General features: G+C 48.1%; 23 protein-coding genes. 9 read left to right on the forward strand and 14 right to left on the reverse strand.

The annotated features are described in order from the left end of the window. Positions 1 to 49: 49 nt before the first annotated feature. From FS818_RS20210 to FS818_RS20245, 8 genes are all read right to left on the reverse strand, one after another. Positions 50 to 535 carry a GNAT family N-acetyltransferase gene (locus FS818_RS20210; protein ID WP_145334104.1) on the reverse strand — a complete coding sequence of 162 codons (486 nt, stop codon included), beginning with the start codon at positions 533 to 535 and terminating at the stop codon, positions 50 to 52. A 94-nt stretch (positions 536 to 629) separates the two neighbouring features. Beyond that, the gene (locus FS818_RS20215; RefSeq protein WP_145334106.1) at positions 630 to 818 is read right to left on the reverse strand and encodes a hypothetical protein; all 189 of its coding nucleotides are present in this window, start codon (positions 816 to 818) and stop codon (positions 630 to 632) included. Between the two features lie 234 nt (positions 819 to 1,052). Next, positions 1,053 to 1,868: a nucleoside phosphorylase gene (locus tag FS818_RS20220; RefSeq protein WP_145334108.1), complete on the reverse strand. Its 816-nt coding sequence runs from the start codon at positions 1,866 to 1,868 to the stop codon at positions 1,053 to 1,055. Between the two features lie 2 nt (positions 1,869 to 1,870). Next, positions 1,871 to 2,542, reverse strand: a complete 672-nt coding sequence (locus FS818_RS20225; RefSeq protein ID WP_145334110.1) for a sulfite oxidase-like oxidoreductase — start codon at positions 2,540 to 2,542, stop codon at positions 1,871 to 1,873. A gap of 24 nt (positions 2,543 to 2,566) precedes the next feature. Further along, positions 2,567 to 3,490 carry an ABC transporter permease gene (locus FS818_RS20230; RefSeq protein WP_145334112.1) on the reverse strand — a complete coding sequence of 308 codons (924 nt, stop codon included), beginning with the start codon at positions 3,488 to 3,490 and terminating at the stop codon, positions 2,567 to 2,569. Further along, entirely contained in the window at positions 3,474 to 4,541 is a 1,068-nt protein-coding gene (locus FS818_RS20235; RefSeq protein WP_145334114.1) for an ABC transporter permease, read from the reverse strand. The genes FS818_RS20230 and FS818_RS20235 overlap by 17 nt, the downstream gene beginning before the upstream one ends. After that, complete coding sequence (locus tag FS818_RS20240) at positions 4,538 to 6,037, reverse strand: ABC transporter ATP-binding protein (protein WP_145334276.1); 1,500 nt, start codon at positions 6,035 to 6,037, stop codon at positions 4,538 to 4,540. Before FS818_RS20240 ends, FS818_RS20235 begins: the two co-directional genes overlap by 4 nt. Before the next feature lie 391 nt (positions 6,038 to 6,428). Next, positions 6,429 to 7,460, reverse strand: a complete 1,032-nt coding sequence (locus tag FS818_RS20245; RefSeq protein ID WP_145334115.1) for a BMP family lipoprotein — start codon at positions 7,458 to 7,460, stop codon at positions 6,429 to 6,431. 276 nt (positions 7,461 to 7,736) lie between these two features. Here FS818_RS20245 and FS818_RS20250 point away from each other — a divergent pair, with 276 nt between their 5' ends. From FS818_RS20250 to FS818_RS20260, 3 genes are all read left to right on the forward strand, one after another. Beyond that, the gene (locus tag FS818_RS20250; RefSeq protein WP_145334116.1) at positions 7,737 to 9,164 is read left to right on the forward strand and encodes a hypothetical protein; all 1,428 of its coding nucleotides are present in this window, start codon (positions 7,737 to 7,739) and stop codon (positions 9,162 to 9,164) included. Between the two features lie 244 nt (positions 9,165 to 9,408). Next, positions 9,409 to 10,002, forward strand: a complete 594-nt coding sequence (locus FS818_RS20255; protein WP_145334117.1) for a DUF5317 domain-containing protein — start codon at positions 9,409 to 9,411, stop codon at positions 10,000 to 10,002. 382 nt (positions 10,003 to 10,384) lie between these two features. Next, positions 10,385 to 12,217, forward strand: a complete 1,833-nt coding sequence (locus FS818_RS20260) for a bifunctional diguanylate cyclase/phosphohydrolase (RefSeq protein WP_145334118.1) — start codon at positions 10,385 to 10,387, stop codon at positions 12,215 to 12,217. 112 nt (positions 12,218 to 12,329) lie between these two features. Here the strand turns inward: FS818_RS20260 and FS818_RS20265 are convergent, their stop codons facing one another. Further along, complete coding sequence (locus FS818_RS20265; protein ID WP_090918827.1) at positions 12,330 to 12,518, reverse strand: hypothetical protein; 189 nt, start codon at positions 12,516 to 12,518, stop codon at positions 12,330 to 12,332. Between the two features lie 524 nt (positions 12,519 to 13,042). On the opposite strand from FS818_RS20265, the gene FS818_RS20270 reads away from it, so the two are divergent. The 4 genes from FS818_RS20270 to FS818_RS20285 all read left to right on the forward strand — a co-directional run bounded on the left by FS818_RS20270 (position 13,043) and on the right by FS818_RS20285 (position 17,377). Further along, the gene (locus FS818_RS20270; protein WP_145334119.1) at positions 13,043 to 13,873 is read left to right on the forward strand and encodes a sensor histidine kinase; all 831 of its coding nucleotides are present in this window, start codon (positions 13,043 to 13,045) and stop codon (positions 13,871 to 13,873) included. Then, positions 13,873 to 14,529 carry a response regulator gene (locus FS818_RS20275; RefSeq protein WP_145334120.1) on the forward strand — a complete coding sequence of 219 codons (657 nt, stop codon included), beginning with the start codon at positions 13,873 to 13,875 and terminating at the stop codon, positions 14,527 to 14,529. The genes FS818_RS20270 and FS818_RS20275 overlap by 1 nt, the downstream gene beginning before the upstream one ends. A gap of 252 nt (positions 14,530 to 14,781) precedes the next feature. Then, entirely contained in the window at positions 14,782 to 16,497 is a 1,716-nt protein-coding gene (locus FS818_RS20280; RefSeq protein ID WP_145334121.1) for a copper resistance CopC/CopD family protein, read from the forward strand. Between the two features lie 76 nt (positions 16,498 to 16,573). Continuing rightward, entirely contained in the window at positions 16,574 to 17,377 is an 804-nt protein-coding gene (locus tag FS818_RS20285) for a YcnI family copper-binding membrane protein (RefSeq protein ID WP_260984761.1), read from the forward strand. Positions 17,378 to 17,565: 188 nt separating this feature from the next. On the opposite strand, the gene FS818_RS20290 is transcribed toward FS818_RS20285, so the two are convergent. The 4 genes from FS818_RS20290 to FS818_RS20305 all read right to left on the reverse strand — a co-directional run bounded on the left by FS818_RS20290 (position 17,566) and on the right by FS818_RS20305 (position 21,254). After that, positions 17,566 to 17,838, reverse strand: a complete 273-nt coding sequence (locus tag FS818_RS20290; RefSeq protein ID WP_090918837.1) for a hypothetical protein — start codon at positions 17,836 to 17,838, stop codon at positions 17,566 to 17,568. A gap of 73 nt (positions 17,839 to 17,911) precedes the next feature. After that, positions 17,912 to 19,249: a Tle-like phospholipase domain-containing protein gene (locus tag FS818_RS20295; protein ID WP_186331802.1), complete on the reverse strand. Its 1,338-nt coding sequence runs from the start codon at positions 19,247 to 19,249 to the stop codon at positions 17,912 to 17,914. Positions 19,250 to 19,266: 17 nt separating this feature from the next. Further along, on the reverse strand, positions 19,267 to 19,548 hold the full coding sequence (locus FS818_RS20300) for a hypothetical protein (RefSeq protein ID WP_123065515.1): 282 nt from the start codon (positions 19,546 to 19,548) through the stop codon (positions 19,267 to 19,269). Positions 19,549 to 19,997: 449 nt separating this feature from the next. Further along, positions 19,998 to 21,254: a DUF445 domain-containing protein gene (locus tag FS818_RS20305; RefSeq protein ID WP_145334123.1), complete on the reverse strand. Its 1,257-nt coding sequence runs from the start codon at positions 21,252 to 21,254 to the stop codon at positions 19,998 to 20,000. Positions 21,255 to 21,653: 399 nt separating this feature from the next. On the opposite strand from FS818_RS20305, the gene FS818_RS20310 reads away from it, so the two are divergent. Then, positions 21,654 to 22,481 (forward strand): aldo/keto reductase, encoded by an 828-nt coding sequence (locus tag FS818_RS20310; protein ID WP_145334124.1) that lies wholly within the window; start codon positions 21,654 to 21,656, stop codon positions 22,479 to 22,481. Between the two features lie 138 nt (positions 22,482 to 22,619). On the opposite strand, the gene FS818_RS20315 is transcribed toward FS818_RS20310, so the two are convergent. After that, complete coding sequence (locus FS818_RS20315) at positions 22,620 to 23,078, reverse strand: cupin domain-containing protein (RefSeq protein WP_090919039.1); 459 nt, start codon at positions 23,076 to 23,078, stop codon at positions 22,620 to 22,622. Positions 23,079 to 23,355: 277 nt separating this feature from the next. Here FS818_RS20315 and FS818_RS20320 point away from each other — a divergent pair, with 277 nt between their 5' ends. Continuing rightward, on the forward strand, positions 23,356 to 24,207 hold the full coding sequence (locus FS818_RS20320; RefSeq protein ID WP_145334125.1) for a helix-turn-helix transcriptional regulator: 852 nt from the start codon (positions 23,356 to 23,358) through the stop codon (positions 24,205 to 24,207). The last annotated feature ends 115 nt before the right edge of the window (positions 24,208 to 24,322 follow it).

The raw sequence follows: 24,322 nt of genomic DNA on the forward strand, positions 1-24,322 counted from the left end.
TTGTGTATGTAGTTCTATGCTCAGACTTATTCCACTACTCGACTTACAATTACAATGGGAACTCCATTCTGCTACTACGCACCCTTAACCCCATCTGTTCATAAAAAACCTGTGCATGCGAGTTGAATGTAGAAACCGTTAATTCCAAGTGGTCTGCCTGAAGCTCTCTCCCCAGATCCAGCATGGCCTGCATTAGCCGTTTGCCTGTTCCGTGTCCTTGGTGACTTGCGTCCACCACGATTTCGTGGATGTATAGCATCCTGCGATCCACAAAAAGCGAATGATCCTGAATGATGCTCAGTTGTGCACTGCTGAAGCCGACAATCTTTCCGTTCTCAATATGATCGGCTACATAGAGGTAACGGTCATCTATGGCAAGCCAATCGGCATATTCCTTTTCCCCAAGCCTTGGGTGCAAAGATTTGTAAATATCCGGTCTTGCCTGTACGTGTAACTCGTGTAATTGATCTAATAACGTGGATACACCCGGATAGTCAGCAAGCTGTGCTTTTCGGATCTGTATGGTATTCTTCATATTGGTTCCCTCCACCTTTCCTTATTATGTATTTGTAATATTATACAAGGACGAAAAAGCAGATACCCTAAGGTACCTGCTCTGTCGATTCATCCTATTTTTGGGAAGAGGTATTGATTTCTTCGTTGTAAGCTACAGGTGACGGCTTAGCTGCCCAATCATCCGCCTGTGGCTCAATATCCACGCCATTTAATATCTTCTTTTTCTCCATTAAGGAGTCGCCGTCTTCGTCCAGTTTATTGCGGAGTTTGGCTTCATCCTGAGGTTGATTGTTCTGTGTCATCGTGTAAGTCCTCCTTTTGCAATCTCATGTTGGATTCTGTTCCTGTATATAATTACCCAATGATTTCAAAATCATTCTGAGCTACGACAGCTGAACTAAAGTTCTTATAAGCTACACTCCGGTGATAGAATAATTCTTCTATGTAAAAAAAGACGCCCCCGGCCATATTCATGACCGTAGAAGGACGTCTTACGAATATGTCCACTCTCGGTGGACATTTACACCATGTCTAAGCTAGTTCGTTACCTGATCTTGGCGAGCAAGTGCCGCAAGTGCACGTAGCGCCGCAGTGATCTCGTGCTCCACAGCCTTAGCCACCGCATCGGTATGCGGATCATACTCAGCCGCAAGATCACTGTCTGCGAAGCCGTCAATCGCTACGATGGCTCCAGCCCGCGCACCGCGCAGCGTGCTGACAATGTATAGCGCAGCGATCTCCATCTCGGCGGCAAGCGCTCCAGCCTGTTTGTATTTACGGTGTGGAATCTCCTCTACCCCTGTAAAGAACGCATCCAGTGTTACCGTGATCCCCACGCCAACTTTGGCAGCTCCTGCACTTGTGAATGATGCTGATCCTTCGTCTGCTCCAGTCACAGCACTTACCGCCTCGTCTGTACCACTGCCCGTCTCACGTGCAGCTGCGACCAATGCGCTGGTCACATCAATATCGGCCACGGCCGGAAAACCGTCTGGTACGAGCTGACGTGTAAGTCCATCGGAGCGTACAGCCGCTGTGCTGACAATAACGCTTCCTGCCGGATAATCGGCTGTATATGAGCCTGCCGTACCTACGCGAATCAGGGTTTTCACCCCTGCACGAATCAGTTCCTCGAAGCAAACAGCTGCGCCCGGTGAACCTACGCCATGACTGGCCACTGCCATCTGAACCCCTTCATACTCTCCTACAAATGTACGATATTCGCGGCTGAACGCCAGCTCTCTGACATTCTCCAACTTTCGGGAAATTTTCTCCGCACGAGCCGGATCACCGCACACGATGGCATAGGCTGGCATATCTTCCGAATGAATTTGCAATATTGGCATCAACATGTTTAATCAAACTCCTTCTTCGTCCACTCATCCTCAGGAATCGGCAGATCCTCACCCGAGAAACGCTGTTCCTTGAACGGATCGGCAAAATGGTGGAAGCCATTGCTTTCCCAGAAGCCGTTACGATCCTCTGTCATGAACTCCAGCCCACGCACCCACTTTGCACTTTTCCAGAAATACAGCTGTGGCACAACCAGTCGCAGTGGGAAACCATGCTTCGGTGTGAGTGGCTCGCCGTTATATTTGAAAGCAAGCAATACATCATCATGCATCAGCTCTTCGAGTGGCACATTGGTCTCGTAATCGTGGTCCGCATGAATCATGACGTACTTCGCTTCTGGTTTAACCCCGAGCAGCTTCATGAATTCCGAGAAGCGGATACCCTCCCACGGTGTATCAAACTTCGACCAGCGGGTAACGCAGTGAATGTCACTAACCATGTTCACCTGCGGCATCGCCTGAAGCTCAGCCAGAGAGAACACCTTCTCTTCTTCGACTTCACCAAAAACCTTCAAGTCCCAAGCGGAAAGGTCATACTCCGGCACTTCCCCTTCATGCAAAATCGGGAATTTTTCCGTCAGCACCTGACCGGGCGGCAACCGATCTCCGTAATCGGCGCCAGCTTTCGGTGGTGGCGTTTTGGTTTTTTTCAAACGCTCAGCTTTGTTATGCACGTCCTGATTCCTCCCTTGCTACGATTAACGCGAGCTTCCGCCCGCTTTCAATGCATCCTGCGCATACGTCCGGTCTTTGAAAAAGAACATTGCCACCAGTGTTACAATATACGGCAACATCATGGTGAAATGGGTGGGCAGAGAGAAGCCTTGCAGACGAATACTGAGTGCTTCCATGAATCCAAAGAGCACGCTAGACCCCATGACCCCAAGCGGGTTGGCTTGCCCCAGCATCGTGGCAACCAAAGCGATGAAGCCGCGACCTGCGGTCATGCCTTCGGTGAACATCGTCACCTGACCAAGCGACAGCTGCGCTCCAGCCAGAGCACACAGTACACCGCACATCAGTACAGCACCATACTGAATAGCGCGTACCTTGATGCCGATGCTCTGGGCAGCAATCGGATTCTCACCCACGGAACGCAGACGGAAGCCCGATACACTTTTAAATAGATAGAACTGTAAAGCAATAACAACAATAATGCCTAGATATACGAGTGGACTATGACCAGATAACACCGTTCCCACCCAAGGAATATCCTTGATCAGCGGAATGTCCAATTTCGGGAGGCCCACCATATTTTTATCGTAGTATGCACCTTTTACGTCAAAGATCGCCCGCAAGGCAAAGGTCGTGAGTCCCGCCGCCAGAAAGTTCAACGATATACCGACGACGATGGCGTTAGCCTTGAGATTAATACTTATAAACGCAAAGAGCGCCGAGAACAGCATCACGATAATAATCGAAAACAGCACTGCCAAGAGTACATTGCCGAACAGGTAGTTGCCCACAATCGCGGAGAATGCCCCGATCAGCACCAGTCCTTCCAAGCCCACGTTAAACAGACCGACGCGCGAACATAAAGCCCCGCCAAGTGCTGCGAGCAGAATCGGCGTCATAATCCGCAAGGTTGAGCCAAACATGGCTGCATCAAACAGTTGTTGCATTGGACTTTTTCTCCTTTCTCCGCTTCAGGAAGGAATAACCGATCTGTGCCGAGACAAACAGTGTCAAGACAGCCTGAATTACGCTACCAACTTCCAGAGGCACATCCGTATTCCGCTCCATGCCCATCGCCCCTGTCTGTAATGCCGCGAGCAGAATAGCCGCTACAGCTGTACCCAGTGGATGCGAGCGCGCCAGCAATGTAGCCATGATACCGCTCCACGCATAACTTGCCGAGGATAACGAGCCATCCAGGAAACGATACTGTGTACCTAGAACTTCGCCAGCACCCGCAAGACCTGCAAGTCCACCACTAATGACCATGGACAGCATCATCATACGGATACGACGTACACCGCCATATGCCGCAAACGACGGATTGCTGCCCAGCATACGAATTTCATAACCCGTCACCGTTTTGTGCGTAAACCAGTAGATCAGCATCGCCCCTACAATCGCTATAATGAAGCCTGCGTGCAGTCCCATGCCCTGAAACAGCTTCGGTAGCCACACGCTCTGATCAATCATTGGTGTCTGCGCCATCGCTGCAGAACCTGTCTTATCTTTAAATGGATACGAAACCATATATCCGCCAAAATACGTCGCAATATAGTTAAGCAATAATGTTGTAATCAAAAGGTTCATGCCAAAGCGTGCATCCAGCCAGCCTGCAAAAAGGGACCACGCCCCGCCGGCAATAATTCCCGCCAGAATGGCTGCAATACATACGAACCAGCCCGGCCCTGGCAGATAAAGCGCCGTGAGCGCCGCACTGAGTCCGCCCAGAATCATCTGACCTTCCGCACCCATATTGAAAAATCCGGCACGGAATGCCAGTGCTACGCCAAGCCCCGCCAAGATAATCGGCGTTGCACGCGCCAATGTATTGGTGAAGAAGTAGAAGTTACCGAAGGCACCCTTCCACATCTCGGCATACGTATCTACGACATTGCCGCCAACGACCAGAATGGCAATCGCACCGGCGAGCAAGCCGATCAATACGGCAAGCAGCGGCTGTACAAGTCCGCGAAGTGTTTCTTTTACCCGATTCATACCCGCTCTTTCCCTCCTGCCATCAACAAACTGATCTGTTCTTCTGTCGCTTCCGCTGCCGCAAGTTCTCCGGCAATCTCTCCTTCGTACATGACAATAATGCGATCGGATAATTGCAAAATTTCCGACAACTCGGACGAGATCAGCAAGATACCCGCTCCCTCATTGCGTTTACGCAGTAATTCTGCGTGGATAGTTTCCATTGCACCGATATCGACTCCGCGTGTAGGCTCTGCTGCAATCAGAAACGGTGTATCCTGTGCAAACTCACGTGCAGCAATCAGCTTCTGCAAGTTACCGCCCGATAGAAATTGGGCTTTTGTTTCCGCCGATCCTGTCTTGATGTTAAACTGCTTGATCCAGCTCTCCACCATCGCTTTGGCTGCTCTGGCTTTGATCATGCCACGCTTCTGCAGGCGGTGATGGTGCCCCATCAGTCCGTTCTCCTTCACGCTGGCATCCTTCGCCGCTCCCCACATGTAGCGGTCTTCCGGAATATGCGCCAGTCCATGCTCCCGAATGCGGCGTACCGGCCAGTTCGTCGTGTCCTGCCCGGATAAAAGCACTCGGCCTCCCTCCGGCTTTCGCAACCCGGCAATCACCTGAATCAATTCGGATTGACCGTTACCGGAGATGCCCGCGATCCCCACTACTTCGCCTTTGCGAACCTTCATATGAATATCTTTAAGTGCAGAGCGGTCTTTGGCTCCCGATAGTTGAACAGCCTCCACCTGAAGCACAGCTTCACCCGGAACAGATGCGGGTTTGTCCATTCGCACCAGTTCACGCCCCACCATCAGGCGTGACAACTCCTCTACATCAGTATCCTTCGCTTCTAATGTACCTGTGACTTGTCCATCTCGAAGTACGGTGATTCGATCCGCAACATCCATGACCTCTTGCAACTTGTGTGTGATGATGACGAAGGTTTTGCCCAGCTTCGCGAGTGATTTCATATTCGCCAGCAGTTCTTTCACTTCAAGCGGAGTGAGCACCGCCGAAGGTTCATCCAATATAATGATGTCTGCTCCCTGATGTAACACTTTGAGAATTTCTACACGTTGTTGCATACCCAGGGGACATTCGCCAACTCTTTTCCACGGGTCAACCGGCATGCCGTATTGTCTGCCCAATTCATCGACCTGGGCTGCCGCTTTTTTTCGATCAAATACCCCTGCCGCCGCAGGTTCACGTCCAATGACAATATTCTCCGCTACCGTAAAGGATGGAAACAGCATGAAATGCTGGTGCACCATGCCGATCCCGCTCGCCATAGCCTGAGATGGTGTTGCAAAGCTTACCTCGCGCCCACGGACTTTAATCGTGCCTGTTGTCGGTTGCTCCATCCCGTACAGCATACGCATTAGCGTCGTTTTCCCTGCTCCATTCTCCCCGACAAGAGCATGAATCTCCCCCTCGCGCAGATTAAAATGGATATCCTTGTTCGCCGTGAAGCTACCGTATTTCTTCGTAATTTGCTCCATCTCCAACAGCATATCTTGCGTTCGCTCCTCTCGATTGATGTAAGTCAAGCTATAATTGATTACACTTGCCACTCCGATGACAGAACAACCTTTCGATCGCTGTTATCCCGGATTTTTTTGAACTCCCTTTTATAAGGAGAAAATCCGGGGATAAAGGCGAAGCCTATGCTTCCGATGCAGCTTTCTTGCAGAAAGCTTTTAGCTCCGCTTCTCAGGTTTCTTCTGTCCTCTCCGTTATCGTGTAAACGTTACGTTCAACATATAAGGTCACTGTAAACAGTAGCAAAACCGGCTGCCTGGTTGGGCAGCCGGCTAACTAGATTGATTACACATCCATCAGTTCATTGCTCATTCTTCATATGAAATATTTCAGATCAGATATAGGAAGTGATTTCTATCCTTACTATTGTTGCAATGGATCTTTAACTACAATTTTACCGGATACGATGTCATCTTTGATTGCTTTTACTTTGTCGATAACTTCTTGACCAACAAATGCATTCAGTGGAGACTCACTGTCACGCGTAACGTATGTCAGACCCACGCCGTCTTCTTTCAAACCGTAGTTGACTGCGCCTGCTTTGAATGTACCTTCTGCAAAATCTTTCACGGTCTCATAAGCAACGGTATCCGTAGATTTCAACTGGGAAAGTACGATATGCTCCGGATCTTCTACTGTACGGTCTGTATCTTGTCCAGAAGTGTAGAAGCCTTTTTCTTTCGCCGCTTCGAACACACCAAGGTCACCTACAGCAGATGCACCTGCGATGAAGTCAGCACCTTTGCCGAATTGCACCAGTGCCAATTCTTTCGCTTTAGCCGGGTCATTGAAACCACCAACATAGTTCACCAGGAATTCTGCTTTTGGATTAACGGACTCCAGACCTGCTTTGAATCCTTCTGTATATTTCTTAATCAAAGGAATGTCCATTGCAGCGACCATACCCACTTTATCCGTTTTCGTGGAAAGTCCGGCAGCCGCACCCAGAAGGTACGCTCCTTCATATTCACGGAAACCAACGCTACGAACGTTAGGCAGATCAATCGCTGTGTCTACAATCGCAAACGACTTGTTTGGATTCTCGGCAGCAACCTTTTTGAGTGCATCTTCTGCCTGGAACGTTGCTGTAATAATCAGATCATAATTCTCGGCAACAGCTGCACGCAGGTTTTGCTCGAATGCTGCAGGGTCTGTTGATTCAATCGTTTTGGTATCCACCTTGAACTCTTTACCTGCTTTTTTGAAGCCTTCATCCATTTGTACAAAGAAAGGGTTGACCCCTATTTTTTCAGGAAGTACTAATGCCATCCGCAGGGATTTTCCAGAATCGCCGCCTTGAGCGGATTGTTCGTCTTTAGTAGCTGATTTTCCACAAGCAGCCAGCAAAATAGCGATCATAACAATTGATAAGACGAACGATAAACCTCTTTTCATTTTGAAAATTCCCCTTTTCAATAATCTTTTTTATTATCCTATCGGATAATGTCGATCCTTGTCAATAAAACTTTCAGCGTATACACTCATATGGAAGATCATCGCAAAAACAGTATCTTCCAGACTCTGGAAGCCGCATTATGACTGGCTTTTTTTCGTTGACATTTGGCGCGACTCCGTGCTAAAGTCAATCCAATTATTCTATTCTGATAGGATTTGTCAGGATTATATTGCATTCACCTATCATTTTCAACCTATTTTAAGGAGGCTTTTCATTTGAAAAAGATCACCCAGATTACGCTGGCAGCCCTGCTCGCCGCTCCGGTAACCCTCGGCACTCTCAGTCTGCCCACTTCTGCTTCTGCGGCATCCGCAACGCCAGTTGCACCTAAAACGCTACATGTGAACACCCCTGCAGTAAAAGCACCCGCTGTCTACACAGAAAGTGCAGCAGATTTCGCTCAATTCCTGCAAGCCAAGTACGGTATCCAATTGCCGCAACAAGCGTCCAAGGGTGATTTTATCAAAGCCATTGCAACCATCACAGAAGCAAGTTCTGCAGCCTCTACAAGTACGGATTCCGCAAAGGCACCAGCCTTCAGCGATCTGAAATCGGGTGATGATGCCTACGAGGCAGCTGTTGCGCTGTTCAACAACGGTGTGTTAACAGCAACGGAGGTACATGCCAAGGATCAACTAAGCATTTACACAGCGGTATTCCTCGCCGTCAAGGCAGCTGGATTCAAAGAACTCGCTTACACCTATCCTGCCGACAAAACAGCTAAAGCACTTGCCAAAGCAGGCATCAAGTCTGATCGTTTGCAAGGACAAGCAGGGCAAGAACTGGCTGCGGCCATTGATACAGGACTGGTTCCCGAGAGCCTCTACCCTGCTCTTGTTAAGGGCGGCGTAGCGAGCAAGGATGCAGCGAACATTCTGCTCGGACGTGTGCTGATTAGCCAAGGTAAATATAAAAATGAAATTGGACGTTCCAATGATGCAGATATCTACTCCAAGCTTTATGCTGCATACCGTACAGCCGACTTGATTGAAGCTCCTGAGCTGAGAAAGATTGTTGATCAGGCATTGCGGGAAGATCTCGTTACAGGTTACAACCTGAAAGACAGCCGTTTTGATTCCAATTTTATCGATGAACTGACGTTAACTTATGGTCATGACAGCATTAATCATGCAGTACAGCTGATTGGCCTGCTTCGCAGCGAAGGCATTGATGCCGATGTACAATTCCAGCCAAAGACATCTGCTTTTATCTATTTGAAAGAGTGGGGCGAGCCGAAGGAAACACCAGACTACAAAGTTACACAAATTGAAAATGGCAATTACATCGCTTATGCGAAGGAATATGACATTCAGTTTGAATTTAACAACACAGCGGACAAAACCCGTTTCAACGATATCGTTCTGAAATTCGCCAAAAAGAACAGCACCAGCCAATCTCCACTGATTATCAACTCCTGGTGGCAGCCGCTATATTATTCACCAACCGCACTGGCTAACTTCCCAGTGATTACGAACAACAAAATTACGCTTGGTCATTATTATGCCCAATCTTTCTCACTGAAAGAAAATGCCAAGGCGATTCAGGAAGGATTCCGAAAACTGGCTCCTGAAGCAAATATCACCTCATACAACTTCTGGGTGGATCAACCTTTCTTTAATTACTTGAATGGCGGTTCCGAGTAAATATCGTATAGATAACCACTTGACTGAAATGATCATTTTTTAGCAAAATATAAAGCCGTCTTCACCGATTCGGATTCAGGTTTCGACCTCTATTTTTCGGGAAGACGGCTTTTCTATATGCATTTACAAAATTCTTCTTAAAAATCATTTTGACCATGCAGGAATTGCCAATATCAGGTCGAATTTCTTATGTACACAAACACGCAATTATTGTTTCGCATATTCGCAAGAACAGGGGTTAATCATGGTATACGACGGTATTCTGATCGGCTTGATTGTTGGTCTGTTCAGGGGTGGAGTCCGTTATGGACTCAATCAGTTTGCAAGACTCCAGCTACGCGGCGGATGGATCTTTCCGCTACTGTTACTCTTCCAGTTTGGCATTTTCTATATGCAGGAGCGGTTGAGCTGGGTAGCATCCATTAATGGTTATCTGTTTGCCGCTGTTTATATCACAGGCCTTATCTTCTTATGGCTCAACAGACATCATCGGGGGTTCACGCTGATCTGGATCGGGGTGTTTCTCAACTTCATCGTGATGGCTCTTAACGGTGGCCGCATGCCCGTTTCCGTGGAAGCTTCTGCTGTGCTCGGTCCTTATTATGTCGATCTGCTAAGGGAAGGTAGCGCCGTATCCAAGCATTATATGATGGATGCATCAACCCATCTTGCCTTTCTTGGCGACATCATCCCGCTATCGAGTCCTTACCCCCGAACACAGGTCATCAGCATTGGTGATGTCGTGATGAATGTTGGCATATTCCTGTTTATCCAGTACATGATGGTGGATCGAGGCAAAGAAGACGTATCGTCCGCAGAAACATACCAGACTCAATGAGAATTGGTGAGCATCGGACCAGACTCCAAGGAAGGGAGGTCTTTTCCATGAAGAAATTCGAAGGTATCAAATATTCCCGCATTGTCATCAACGCCATCATCGTAGCGTCTGTCGTTGTAGCACTTACTTCGGGATACAAGCTTGGCGGTTAGGTTCTGCTGCCACACCAGACAAACAGGCTGCGAGCGGCCTGTTTTTTTCTTGCTGGATTTTTGGAAGCGATCTTGTTATGTTAAAAAAATATATAGTATATGCCTATACAAGAATAACCAATATAAATGCATCGAGCAGGAGTCTGTTATCTCCAAAAAAGGTCGTGATACTGCATCGTTCGTTTATACCTAACATCACGAGTTGACTAAATCCAAGCAGGAGATTTTCTATGAACTTTATTCGTAACCTTATCCGCAAAGCAGATCGGAGCATGATGTATGTTTTATTGCTTAGCTGCACCGGGATTGGCGTTTTTATCTATATGAACCAGTGGTCTTATGTACATCTGACGACAACCGACTGGGTTATGGTTTATACCATGCTGGGAGCCGCGCTCATCCTCGACTATTTTACATTCCAGATTCCCCCGAAGGGTAACCAGCAATCGATGGATTCCTCTGTGTATCTGGCATGCATATTTATGTTTGGCGGGGCATTCAGCCTCTCGGTGTTGTTGCCGATTTCTATCATTTTATTAATTAAAGACCGCAAGCTTGCCTGGTGGAAACATGTTGTCAATTTCAGTATTTATAGTCTCATGATCACCGGAGCCGCCACTGTATTCGAATGGACAGGTGGTCAGGTCGGAGCCATTGATAGTTACAACCTGATTCCATATGTTGCTGCTCTGGCTGCCTATTTTATTATTAATACCATTACGCTGGGATTGTTCTTTCATTTCTCAACCAAAGATGCATTACAGCAGATGAAACGGGCATTCGTAACCGAATCCCTCCTGGTCTACCTCTGCACACTTATTTTGGCGCTTGTGCTCACCATTCTGGTTGTACATAACGGTGTGCTTGGTCTATTTTTATATCTCAGTCTCAGTATCTTGTTATCTCATGCGTTCAAGCAACTGTTCATTATGTACCAGTCCATTGAAGAAAAGGCAAACTCGGATCAGCGTACGGGCTTGTTCAACCACAGCTATTTCGAGAACATGCTGGAAACGGAGCTCAATAAAGCTCGTACGCAAGGAACGCCCCTCTGTCTGGGGTTGCTTGATATTGATGATTTCAAAAAATATAATGATCAGTTTGGTCACCTTCAAGGCGATAGCCTGCTGGCGTTGCTTGGGGATTTTCTCATTCGCAAGACCGAAGGCACATCCGTTACCGCTTTTCGATATGGTGGAGAAGAATTCACGTTGCTCATGCCAGGCATGGAACTCGATGAGTCTTACAGATTTATGAATAAGTTACGCAAACAGCTGAATGATACCCCTTTTGAAGGCGTAGAGGTATTACCCCATGGCTGTCTCTCATTCTCTGCCGGAATTGCTGCATACCAAGTGGATATGTATAACAAGTCTCAACTGGTGGATCAGGCGGACAAGGCGCTTTACTATGCCAAAAAGCAAGGCAAAAACAACGTACATCGCTATGGCAGCAATGACGGTATGGAGCACGAGATTGATCTAGTTCAAGACGTCCGCGACATTGAGCAGCAGCTGAATCTGTTTCAATACAAGGATATGGATACGTTCAAACATTCCAAACGGGTCTATAAATATGCGCTCGATATTAGCGAAGTACTCAAACTGGACAATGCAGAAAAGCGGCGTTTCGTGCTTGGGGCGCTGATTCACGATATTGGCAAGCTGGAGATCCCCTGGTCTATATTGAACAAAAGAGAAAAGCTAACATGCGAGGAATGGGATACCATCAAAGGTCATGTGACTTGGGGCAAAAAAATGGTGATGACGAACGATCGCTTCGCCGATCTGATTCCGTATATTGAATTGCATCATGAGCGCTATGACGGGAATGGCTATCCTTACGGGCTGAAGGGTCATGAAATTCCGAAGCTGTGCCGGATGCTGACCGTGATCGATTCCTTTGATGCCATGACCACCGAGCGACCCTATCAGAAAACCAAAAACGTGGATGAGGCCATAGAGGAGTTGCGGGCATGTTCAGGTACGCAATTTGATCCGGAACTGGCGGAGTTGTTCATTCGGTATATCGAAAAAAGAGCGGCTCATCAACTATTGCAATAGTCTGAAATGGTGAATAAAAGCCAAAGCGCTATCCCCGGGAGGGATAGCGCCATTTTCATTTTTCATCGTGATGTGAAGTGTGATTTGATCCATCGGATGCATCAGGGCCTGTTCAGTCTTGTGAAGACTCTTCGTTACTCATCGTATTCAGTTCATGCGAGGTCTGATGTAACTCTTTGATCATCTGTTGCAAAAACATGTTGTCTTGGCGACTGATCCCGTGCTGATTGTCTTGAACAAGCATCTGGTGAATGTTCTTCTTGAGCAATTCACTGCGACGTTCCAATACTTCTTGACTCATGTTGCTGCGTCACTCCTTAACATGTTTTGTAATGATTTTGCGTTCTATATAAGTATAGAGGACCTTCCCTCATAGCGAAAACGGGCAGAGCCCTCCTGAGCAGAGCACATCAACCCTCACCTAGGATGACAGCATTTCACCCCTCCGTGTTCTTAGATATCCTTCTAAATACTCCATGATGCTCCCCGATTTCCTGTGAACAGCCCGGACTAGGGTCTTGGACAAGGTTGCGTTATAATGATCCCATTACCCTCATTCCATTAATAATTTTAAGGAAGAATTTTACACGACACACTTCGATGACAGAAGAACCTTTCAATCGCTGTTATCCCCGGATTTTGTTGATTCCCTTTTCTAAAAGGGGAAAATCCGGTGATAAGCATATGCTTCCGATGCAGCTTTCTTACAGAAAGCTTTCAGGCAAGCACTTCGTTTTTTCAGGTTTTTTCTGTCCTCTCCGTTAAAGTGTAAATAAATGGATCAACTTATTAAGACCATTTTTACTTAGAAGGAGTTATGCATATATGTCCTACAAACAGATTAAATGGATGATCCTGCTGATTCCCACCATCACCGTGGGACTGTGGGAATATATTCGCCATCAGTTTCTGATGCCATATCTATCGATGGATGCCGGAAACTGGTTGACACCTGTGATCGTTTATCTTGTCAGTGTGACACTGCTAAGCCGTTTGTTCCTGATGTTAGAAGGGGCCCGAGCTGCCCTCGAACAAGAGCGAGCTTCCAAAACGGCGCTCGAAGCGCGTGACCAGCTTGCCCGGGAACTGCATGACGGCATTTCACAATCGCTATTCCTGCTCTCGGTAAAGACTGACAAAGCAGGACGCAGTCTTGCAGGCACCAGCCATGAGCAGGAGCTGCGCGAGATTCAAAAGACCGTGCACGAAGTCAATACATATGTGAGGCAAGCCATTGCCCAGTTGCGTTATGTACCTTCGCCTGTTGCTGATCCCGAAGCCGTTGCTTTGCAGGCTCAGGTCGAATCCATCGTGAATGATACCGTTCCGGAGGCAGATGTAGAATGGAATCTGACCGAAGTTTCCTTCTCGGCCAAAGAGCAGGTAGAACTGCTTGCTTGCATTCGCGAAGCACTGCTTAACGTGCGCAAACATGCCCATGCTACCAAAGTGGAAGTTTACACGCAAGGCAATGCCTCTAACTGGTCTGTTCACATCCGTGACAATGGTATTGGAATTCACGAAGACCCTATGCTACTCAAAGATCGGTACGGTTTACGAATCACCAAGGAACGGGCTGAGCAGATGGGATGGACATTCCAGCTTGATTCGGCATCAGGTAATACACAAATAATCATTGGAAAGGGGCAGACTTGATGGAACTGGTACGTGTACTGGTCGTGGACGATCACGCACATGCGCGTGAGGCGATATGCACCATTTTATCCGAAGATAGCCTGTTTGAAGTCATTGGTACAGCCAAAAATGGGCAGGAAGCGATTGAGTTAACCGAGCACTGGATGCCCGACCTGATTCTGATGGATGTGCAGATGCCCGATATGGATGGACTCGAAGCAACAAAGCAGATTAAACTCCGTTTCCCATACGTCATGATCGTAATGGTCACCGTATCGGATGATGTCACTTATCTCTTTGAAGCACTGAAACAAGGGGCTCAAGGTTATCTACGCAAAAATTTATCTCCTTCCACTTGGCTGGAATACCTTCGCGCCATTGTTAGCGACGATGCACCGCTGAGCAAGGAGCTAGCGTACCGAATATTACAGGAGTTCCCCGTTCCTCGCAGTGAGGATGTACAGGAGAATCCGCTAACCGCCCGTGAATTGGAGATTCTGCAATGGGTATCTGCCGGGTACACCAATCGTGAAATTGCCGAACAGCTCGGCATCTCGGATCAGACCGTCAAGAACCATCTGAAGAACATTCTGCAGAAGCTACAACTGGAGAACCGGGTGCAGCTCACTCGCTACGCATTAGAGAGCGGGCTTGCCGGTCGCAAGCCTCGTAAATAAAACATGTTTCAAAGCGAATGGAACAGGAAATTCTATCACAGAACGATCTACTTCTGATATGCGCTATGTAATAGCACCGCATATCAACGTGCATTATTTCAAGCATTTGTCACAAATATGCAGTAATCCATGATTTTTTATAGCCCTATGTAGTCATACGCCTTCATTTTGGACAAAGTTATAATGGTATAGATTATGTGTGAACGATGAATTATGGATAATTGTAAATCTATAACCCAAGGGTGATGATTTTTGAAAGTAAGTAGCTTAACCCTGCGTTGGAGCAAACGTCACTGGACGCTGCTCACCAGTCTGCTACTGGTGTTCTGCCTTGTGATGCCGCAATGGGCATCTGCCCATGCATATGTTGTTAAGGCCTCTCCTGAAGAAAATGAATTGCTCGTAACCGCACCGCAGCGGCTGACGCTGGAGTTCAATGAATCACTGCAGACGGCCTTTTATGATATTAAAATTACCGGACCTGACGGAAATCAAGCGGACGATGGTAACGTACAGATTGACTCGGAACGCCCGCACATTCTGGAAACGGGTCTGAAGCCTGGCCTTGCTGACGGGACATATCTCGTCAACTGGAAGGCCGTATCTGCCGATGGTCATCCAATCTCCGGAGCGTATGTGTTCCATATCGGCGAGCCTACCGGAGCACCTGCCGGAATGAAGGATCTGGCATCCGGTTCGGGTGCCACCGGTGGCCCGTTGAAATGGATCGTGTCATTCACGGACTGGATTCAATATCTCGGTCTGTCCGTCATACTCGGTACGCTAGCCTTCCTGCTACTGCGAATTGCACCAGCTTCCCTTCTACGGGAACCGATGGAGGCACCGGGTAGCTACAAATTGTTATGGATCAGCTATGCGGCTGCTTCCTTTGCCGCACTAATAAGCCTTCCGCTGAACACCCTCTATGAGTCAGGTGTCACTCTCGGCGAATTCAGTTGGGCCTTATTAGGCAGTGCGCTCAAACTGACCTCCTTCGGTCAGATCTGGATGTTACAGATGCTGATTGCCATGTTGCTTGCAGTCACACTACTGTCCGGTTATGATCTGGATCGATCCCTGCGCGTGCGCATCTGGTCCTCATACGGATCATTGGTGCTAGTTCTAGGCTGGTTGCTTACCCATGCGATGACGGGGCATCCTGCTGCCGCAGAGCAACGTGTGCTTGCTGTAGCCATGGACTTTGTACATCTTGCCGCTGCTGCATTCTGGATCGGGACTCTCACCGCTATGGCGGTGTGTCTGCCACCACTCACCAATCGATTGCCTGCAAAACTGCGAGGCGAAGTCTACTGGGCAGCGATAAGGAGATTTACCGTTTGGGGTATCGGTGCTGTAGCCGTTCTGGTCGCTACGGGTATCTATGGCAGTCTGGTCATCCTGCCTGCACCGCTACTGAACTCCTTATTCACAACAGCATATGGCCTGGTTCTAATCGGTAAAATCCTGTTGCTTATTGTAATGATCGGTTTCGCGCTGATTCATGCCAAACGAGCAAGAGCTGCTACAGGTAAGCAGTTGTCTGGCAGTTTAAAGGCTGAACTGGCTACAGGTGCCATCATTCTTGCGCTCGCGGCTGTACTGACACATCTGTCTCCAGGTCAGCCAGCACCCGCTGGTCCTTATAAGGGCACACAGACGACAGATGATGGCTCCGTGATAACACTTCAGGTAAGTCCAAGCGTAGTGGGAGAAAATCAGTTCGAAGTCAGCATGAAGCGAGCGGATGGCAGTACCGTCAAAGATCTCGAACAGGTGACGTTGTCTCTGATCCATCTGGATATGGATATGGGCATCTATGAGATCACCATTCCGAAGAACGATACGGGCGTATACAAGGCAGAGGACTACATCTCTATGCCGGGCAAGTGGAGTATCCAAGTCCACGCGCTGACAAGCTCACTTGATTCCCTGGATGCCGAGTTTAAGATTGAGGTAGCAAAGCCGTAGTAAACAACGAACCATTTTTAAAAAGAGTCAAGTGTATCTAAATACGATTTGCACAAGAATGAGAGGGGTTCTGATTTTGAAAAAGACATCATGGGTATCCAAATTAACATCTGCTATGGCAACAGGTGCAGCAGCATTCCTGCTGTTCTCTGGATTAGCCAGCGCTCACGTCACGGTAAATCCGTCCGTCGCACAAACGAGTGCATGGCAGACGTATACGATTAAAATACCGTCCGAGAAAGAGTTGCCAACAACTAAAATTACACTCAAAATTCCAGAGGGTGTTGCATTTAAGCAATATCAGCCGCTGGCTGGATGGAAGATCACAACCGAGAAAAATGATTCTAACGAAGTAACCTCAATCACTTGGGAGATTGATGGAGATAACCAAGGGATTCTGGCTGGACAGTTCCAACAGTTTAACTTTGTTGCACAGAACCCAAAGACAGAAACAGAAGTCGCATGGGATGCCTTCCAATATTACAGTGATGGCAGCATTGTAGAGTGGACAGGCCAGCCGGGGGCAAACTCTCCTCACAGCATCACAACCATCAGCGAAGACCCGGCAGCTGCCGGTAATGCCGCAACAGGCGGTGACCACCATAGTGCTGACGGAACAAGTGATGGGCATGACAGTGCAGGTACTGCCGGTACCGCGACAGGTGACAAAGCCTCTGACACTGCGACCGATGGCAAAAAGGGAAATGATGACACCACTCTCGGCGATGCTCTCTCCGATACGGTAACAGGTCAACCGAATAACACGGATTCCGATGCAGGTACGTTGAAGCTACAACAAGCAACGTTAATCGTATCGATCCTGGCTCTGATCATGTCCTTCCTGGGCATCGCACTGGCCACTCGCCGCAAAAAACGTTAATCTGCAGTTCTCTTCTCCGGGGTCACCCGAGGAGAACATTGTAAAAAGATTCAAAAAAGGAGTTTGCAGCAAACGGGATAGCCTCGTTTATGCTGCAAACTCCTTTTTGGGTTAACTCATATCTAGAATCCAGATGACTTGCCGTGTACACTACATGTGCCATCCGCAATATGGCACCCCGTTGCATGCTAACGTTGCTGATCCGTTTGAATCATAAATTCAATGTACTGGATCAGACTTTTTTTCTGCATCTCGATGGATTGGATACGCTTCGCAAGGCCTGCGAAAAACTCTTCAATCTGTTGCCTCGTATGATCCGCAGATTGTCCTTTCCAGTCGTTCAGACGGCTGTACAGCGCTCTAGCCTCCTGCTCATCTGCTTGCATGCGAACCAGTAGCTGTGACAGCTCCTTCTCCGCAATTCGCAGGTCGTTCAGTTCCACCAGCAATTGTCCGCTCATTGGTGTATCCCTCCCCCTCAGTGCACGTTCTCACCTTGAACTCAACTCAAACTCTCCAGCCTGCCATTTCACGTTAGTTAAAATGCACCGGACTCTCATCCGCCTGCCGGAAAGCCTCCGCCTTTTCCTCAATAAAGTTCAGGAACTGACTCGTATGCTTCATATGCCACGTGCTCAGCTCCTGGATGGATGCATCCAAGTGGGTCACAATAGGCTCCAGTCTGCGGCTTCGGCTTGTATGCAAATACTGGGCCATACGTGTCCGCACCTGATTCAGCTCGGCATTGCACTGCTGGGCATTCTGTTTCCAGCGGGAAGCTACACTTTTCAGTTCTTCCGGGGTAACCTGGATTAGACCTGATCCCAGTGCGGCGGCCGCACCTCTGCCTGCACCGCCTCTCAGCCCCATTGGACCTACCGCTTTGCTTAGTGGTCCCAGATTCTCCATGAGTCTTGGCGAATAACGAACCCGCTCACCCGTGATCGGATCATACAAATCGTTGGAAATATAACCGTTCTTGAAGTCATACTGATCCAGGCTGTGGTAGTTTTCTCCGCCAAATGTATTCTTGATTTTATCAATCAGACTTACACCGTTATTGGCATCTGCGTAATTCGAATCAATATAATACGTAGAACCTACATGACGATCATATCCGCCTAACGTTCCGCTCGCGACCAGATCGCCCGGGCTCGCATAGTTCGTGACTTGGCCATCCAACTCACCCGCCTCAACCCGTCGACGCATTTCAGGAGTCAAGTTACCCATAACTGAAGGTGCACTGAATGTAACCGCGGGAAGACCTGTATAAGCGGAAGCGTACTGTGCATCTCCACCTCCGAGAGAGTGTCCTGTCAGAGAGAAATTCAGATCGCCATACTTTTCTTTCATATGGTTCGCGTAATCTTCGGACTGATACATCTGGTTCGCCCAGCCTGTAGGCGAATAGGTTTTTTCGATATCCTTTACGCGATCACCCGTCCAGTTTTGTACATCCCTTACCCGGTCGCCGGCCCAGTTCTCCACTTTGGAGATACCTGTGGAATCTTTGATATTCTGAACGCCTCTATCGAGCCAATCGGGTGTCAGGTTGTCTACAAATTGTGCCGCGTTCTGTTGCCCTTTGCGGATCAATTCTCCGCCCCCGATGCGTCCATCCATCACCAAGTCAGGCACCGAACGGTCCAAAGACGCACTTCCCTCGGTTCCCCGATAGGCAATGACCGCCTCCTTGGTCTCCGGATTATAGAACGTCACGGCGTCAAAACCGGAAAATTTATTGCTCTCTGTACCCTCCAGCACTTCCCAGCCAGGAAGCTCCGTTAGACGGTCACCTGCCTTTTGATCCTGATAGGCTAACTCCGATAAGGTTTTGTACGTTTCATCATCGATGTTCCTGCCGTTACTCAATCACTGCACCTCCCTTTTTATTTGGCGTATGGATCATGTCCTTTAGCTTTAATGACTTCCTCGAGCTCGGGACTAATCACGAGATTTTTGGTGATTTTTTTCTTGTAATCGTACGATATGCCAAAACTCTGATCCTCATGATCCTTCACATGCCCTTTCAGTCCGATCTGCGACATCGCCATCTCTGGCAGCAGTTCCTTGCTTGTAACGACCACATCCAGTTCAAACTTTTCTTTGAAGTGCTGCACCACAACCTTCTCAGCCTCCTGGTACAACGCCTGTTTCTCACTTTCTGTCATCTTCTGACACCCTCCCAGCAATATAGTGAACACCATCATCAGTGCGAATAAACTTCTCATCCATTTCGTGCGCGGAATAGCAATTCCCCCTTTTGGCTCAAACCTGTGTAAGTAAAGAGCGCCCCCTTCACCTGTTACATGCATCATAGTACAAAATCAACATAAGACACATCGGCTCACAGGAGCGTTTTCCTGAAACTTTTCTCCTAGTTGATTCATACCTATATTTGGGTGTATATTACCCGCTTCTAAGACTGTTGTACCAATTAGAACCTAACTTTTTCCATATGAAAAACAAAAAACTTTCTTCCGAACACCGGCTGGTGTCAAAAAGAAAGCCTGCTTTGTTTACGATATTTCCCTAAAGCTCGAATTTTTCTAAAAAAGAGCCTGCTCTGCACACGAGCGGCTCTTCTTGCTGGCTAGCCGGATCGGCCCGGCCTTCCCTTTTATTCAAGTACCATCCGTAGGGCGGTCAGTAAGACCCCGATAATAAATCCGGTCACCGCACCGTTGATCCGAATCCATTGCAGATCCTGACCTACTTTATCTTCAATCAGCGAGATGAGTGAAGCGTTATCCATTTTATCTACATTTTCGCGCACGAGATTCCCGATTTTAGAGTGATTTTTCTCCAGCAATGTGGTGACACCTTCTACAATCTTGCCATTCATGCTTGTCATTAACGCATCATCTGCACGCAGATCAGCCAACACCTTCTCTATCGCAGGCAGTGCATAGGTGTCCACATAACGTCCATCCTCCATCGCCACCAGTGCTTTATCCCGCATCTCGGTGAGCTTGTTCAGCACGGTTTCCTCCGCATTCCAGCCATCCAGCAGATTATTCTTCCACCCGTTAAGGCCATCCTGCACAGCTTCGCTCACCGCAAGACGCATGGCCTGTGTACGAAGTATATCCAGCACTTTGTAACGCAGCGCACTGCCTTCCCGTTTCATATCCTCTACCCGGTCAAAAAGATATCCTTGGATAATGCCGCCCAGACGGTCTTCATTCAAATAACCCATGAACGCATTCATTGCAAACTGCATGAGTCCATTCATCTGGATACCACTAATCGCCTTCATGCCACTTTCACCCAGAAACAGAATCGTTTCCGGTTTGACCAGCCACTCCTCTGCCTGTTTCAGCGCATAATCCAAAGCCTGGGCATCATACCCTCGCTCCGTTACCTGTACAGCAGCCCGTTCGAGAATCGGCCCCAAGTCAAACGCTCCGGCCTGTGACTTGATCTCTTTGGAAACCATCGGAGCGATCTGCTCCAGCGGAAGTCCCGCCAAGATACGTTTGCACAACGTATCAATCATGGTTTTGATGCCGTCACTATGCAGCTCTCGGCCCAAAGTATCCAGCACGATCTCAGCTGCTTTGAAGCCAGCAATTTTTTCCGTAATGCTGTCCTTGTTGAGCAGATTATTCTCCACAGCGGAGACCAGACCTTCCGTCATCTTATCCCGGTTCTTCGGCAGTAATGCCGTATGGGGAATCGGAATACCTAGCGGATGGCGGAACAGCGCAGTGACCGCGAACCAATCCGCAAGTCCACCCACGAGTCCTGCTTCAAACGAACCTACCAGCAGTTTACCTACCGGCACCCCCTGGAATGGCAATGATGCTGCGAAACCTGCTCCCATAATGACGAGAGACCAGGCTGCTGCCGTTTTGGTTTTTTTAGGTTTAGCCATGATTAATTTGCTCCTTTATCGTTAATCGCGCGGGCTCGACTTGTCATACGAGATCACTACGCTTGATTGATTTTGATTATGTAAAAGCATACGGACTCTACGTTTGAATCCATTCCTCTAACCGCTATCCCCTCAGAATTATAATGATGGATCTATAAAATACAATTCGTTCTTTTTTCGTATACTTCATCTTATCACCCACAAGCGTCAAAACCAAACCTCTGCCTGGCGAAAAAGGATAAAACAGGGGCTTTTCGCGTGAAGCTTGCCCACCCGTATTTAAAGAGAGGAAAACTTTAGTATAATAAAAAGTGACAGCCTGTCAGCAACCGGTTGGCTGCCCGAACCCAGGGTAATAACTTCATGTTGACCTAAGAATCAGAGGAGGAATGACAGATCATGAAACACGTTCAGGACACAGCCACACTCAATAATGGAGTCAAGATGCCATGGCTTGGCTTTGGCGTATTCAAAGTGAAAGACGGGGATGAGGTTGTAAATGCCGTCAAAACAGCGATAGAAGCCGGGTACCGCAGCATCGATACCGCCAAAGTATATAATAACGAATCCGGTGTCGCTCAAGGCATCCGTGAATCTGGCATTGCTCGTGAAGATTTGTTTATCACAACCAAAGTATGGAACAGTGACCAAGGCTACGAGAGCACACTTGCCGCTTTCGAAGAAAGCATGCAACGTCTGGAGCTTGAATATCTTGATCTTTACTTGATCCACTGGCCTGTCAAAGGCAAATATAAAGATACGTGGAGAGCGCTGGAAAAGCTCTATAAAGAAGGCCGTGTTCGCGCCATCGGCGTGAGTAACTTCCAGATTCATCACCTGGAAGACCTCTTGATGGATGCCACCGTCAAACCTGCGGTCAATCAGGTCGAGCTTCACCCTCTACTGACCCAGAAGGAGCTACGGGACTACTGCAGTGCGCATGAGATTCAGATTGAAGCCTGGTCTCCACTTGGACAAGGTAATCTGATGGAGCATCCTTTGCTCCAGGATATCGCTACCAAATACGGCAAGTCTCCGGCACAAGTCATCTTGCGCTGGGATCTGCAAAACGGCATCGTGACCATCCCGAAATCGGTAACACCTGAGCGCATTCACGCCAATACCGAGCTATATGATTTCGAGTTAACAGCCGAGGAGATTGAACAGATTAACGGTCTGAATGAGCATAAGCGTTTCGGTTCCGATCCGGACAATTTTAACTTTTAAGAGCGTTATCCCGTCCAGATCAGATCCGGCAACCTCCAACAAGATTTGCGTCATTCTAACAGCATAGTTAACAAAAGGGACGAAGCAGAGTTAATCCCCCGCCTCGTCCCTTTTGTTATGCAATCCTGATTAACATGCTTATCCTTTGGATACCAGTTTGAAATCATCAAAATGAAAGCCTGGCGCTACGACGCAAGTGACCAGAACCGGCTCATCGCCCAGTGGCCGCGCCGTCTGCCATACCCCTGCAGGCACAAGCACCTGCGGAGATTGCCCTGCCTCGATATCCATACCGAGAATCAGCACTTCCTCATTCTCCGGGTTTTCGCCGTTGCCACCCAATTTCAATTCAATTGGACTGCCACTGTGCCATAACCACAGCTCATCCGAAAGCACCGTGTGCCACTCGGAGATCTCATGAGCATGAAGCAAGAAATACGTTGAACTTGCTGAGAAGCGCGGACCAGAGTATGCGTCTGGCAATACGGATTGCGGGATTTGATAAGATGCTTTCCAAACTTCCTTATACCAACCACCTTCAACGTGAGGCTGCATATCCAGCGCAGCTACGAGCGGTGATAATTCATGTGCTGTCATAACTTGTTTCCTTCCTTCCAATTCATTTTCGGGGATACTCCCAAACTGGAGCATGACCTCGCTCTCCCTACTCTAAAACAACATGAACGTTTTGTCACCTTTATAACGGGCATTCCTCCATTTGTCCAGCTTCTCCACGCTATACCCCCATCCCTAACGAATGATATCTATCTACACAAAAAGCAATCCCACTCTATATGATAGCGTTTACAAAATTATCTACTTTCCGTTATGATATGAGTATCAACGCCAAGCTGAAGTTGAGAGGAGTTGCCTAATGAGTCTCATTGAGGATCGAATCGGACCCAAGTATCGGATTGGTGATTATGCCTTTACCATAGAATATATGCGAAGACATGACGGGAGTGCGATGCCGCAACCTCATGCTCACCCCTTTTACGAATTATATTACCTGCTCGAAGGTGAACGGGTATACTCCATGAATGGACAGATTTTGCCTGCGAGAAAAGGTGACCTGGTTCTCATCAACCCACATGACGTACACACTACATCCAAAGGCAACAAACCTGGCTTCGAACGGATTCTCATAGGTTTTTCGCCTGCTTTTGCCACCGGAATGGAGCTAGGCATCTGTGGCCTGTTGCCATTCAAATGCTCCAGCCTCCTCCGTCTTCCCGAGTCAGATCAGCCTGAGATTGAGCGTATCTTATGGAAGATGCTTCAGGAATGCAAAGAACGACGACCTCACTATGAGATTGCCGTACGTAGTCTGCTGGCTCAACTTCTGATTCTTGTCCATCGGGCACAGGAGGTTATCCGTGAATCCAATCCAGGCTCGCTACATCCGATGCAGGACAAGATCAGCGAGATTGTAACCTATGTCAATAAACACTACACCGAACCGCTCACTTTGGAAGATGCAGCAGCCCGTTTTTATATCAGCCCTTCTTATCTCAGCCGAATGTTCAGCCGGCTTACCGGATTTCGCTTCAGCGAATATTTGCGTATCGTTCGAGTTCGAGAGGCACAGCGAAGATTACTTTCGACACAAGAGCGGGTTCAATTTATCGCGGAAAAGGTCGGATTCGAGCATACCGCTCATTTTAACAAAACCTTTAAACAGATCACAGGCACAACGCCGCTGCGTTATCGCAAAGAGCATCGATGAATGTCACACGTTGTCCTGACCTGTTCTTCCTATACAAAACCAATCGGGCAGCCGTGCTCCAGCTCCAGTATGCGCCCTTCCCCATCTCAGGAGAAGTTCAGGCGATGACTGGACT

Source organism: Paenibacillus xylanexedens (assembly GCF_007680605.1).
Taxonomy (GTDB): Bacteria; Bacillota; Bacilli; order Paenibacillales; family Paenibacillaceae; genus Paenibacillus; species Paenibacillus xylanexedens_B.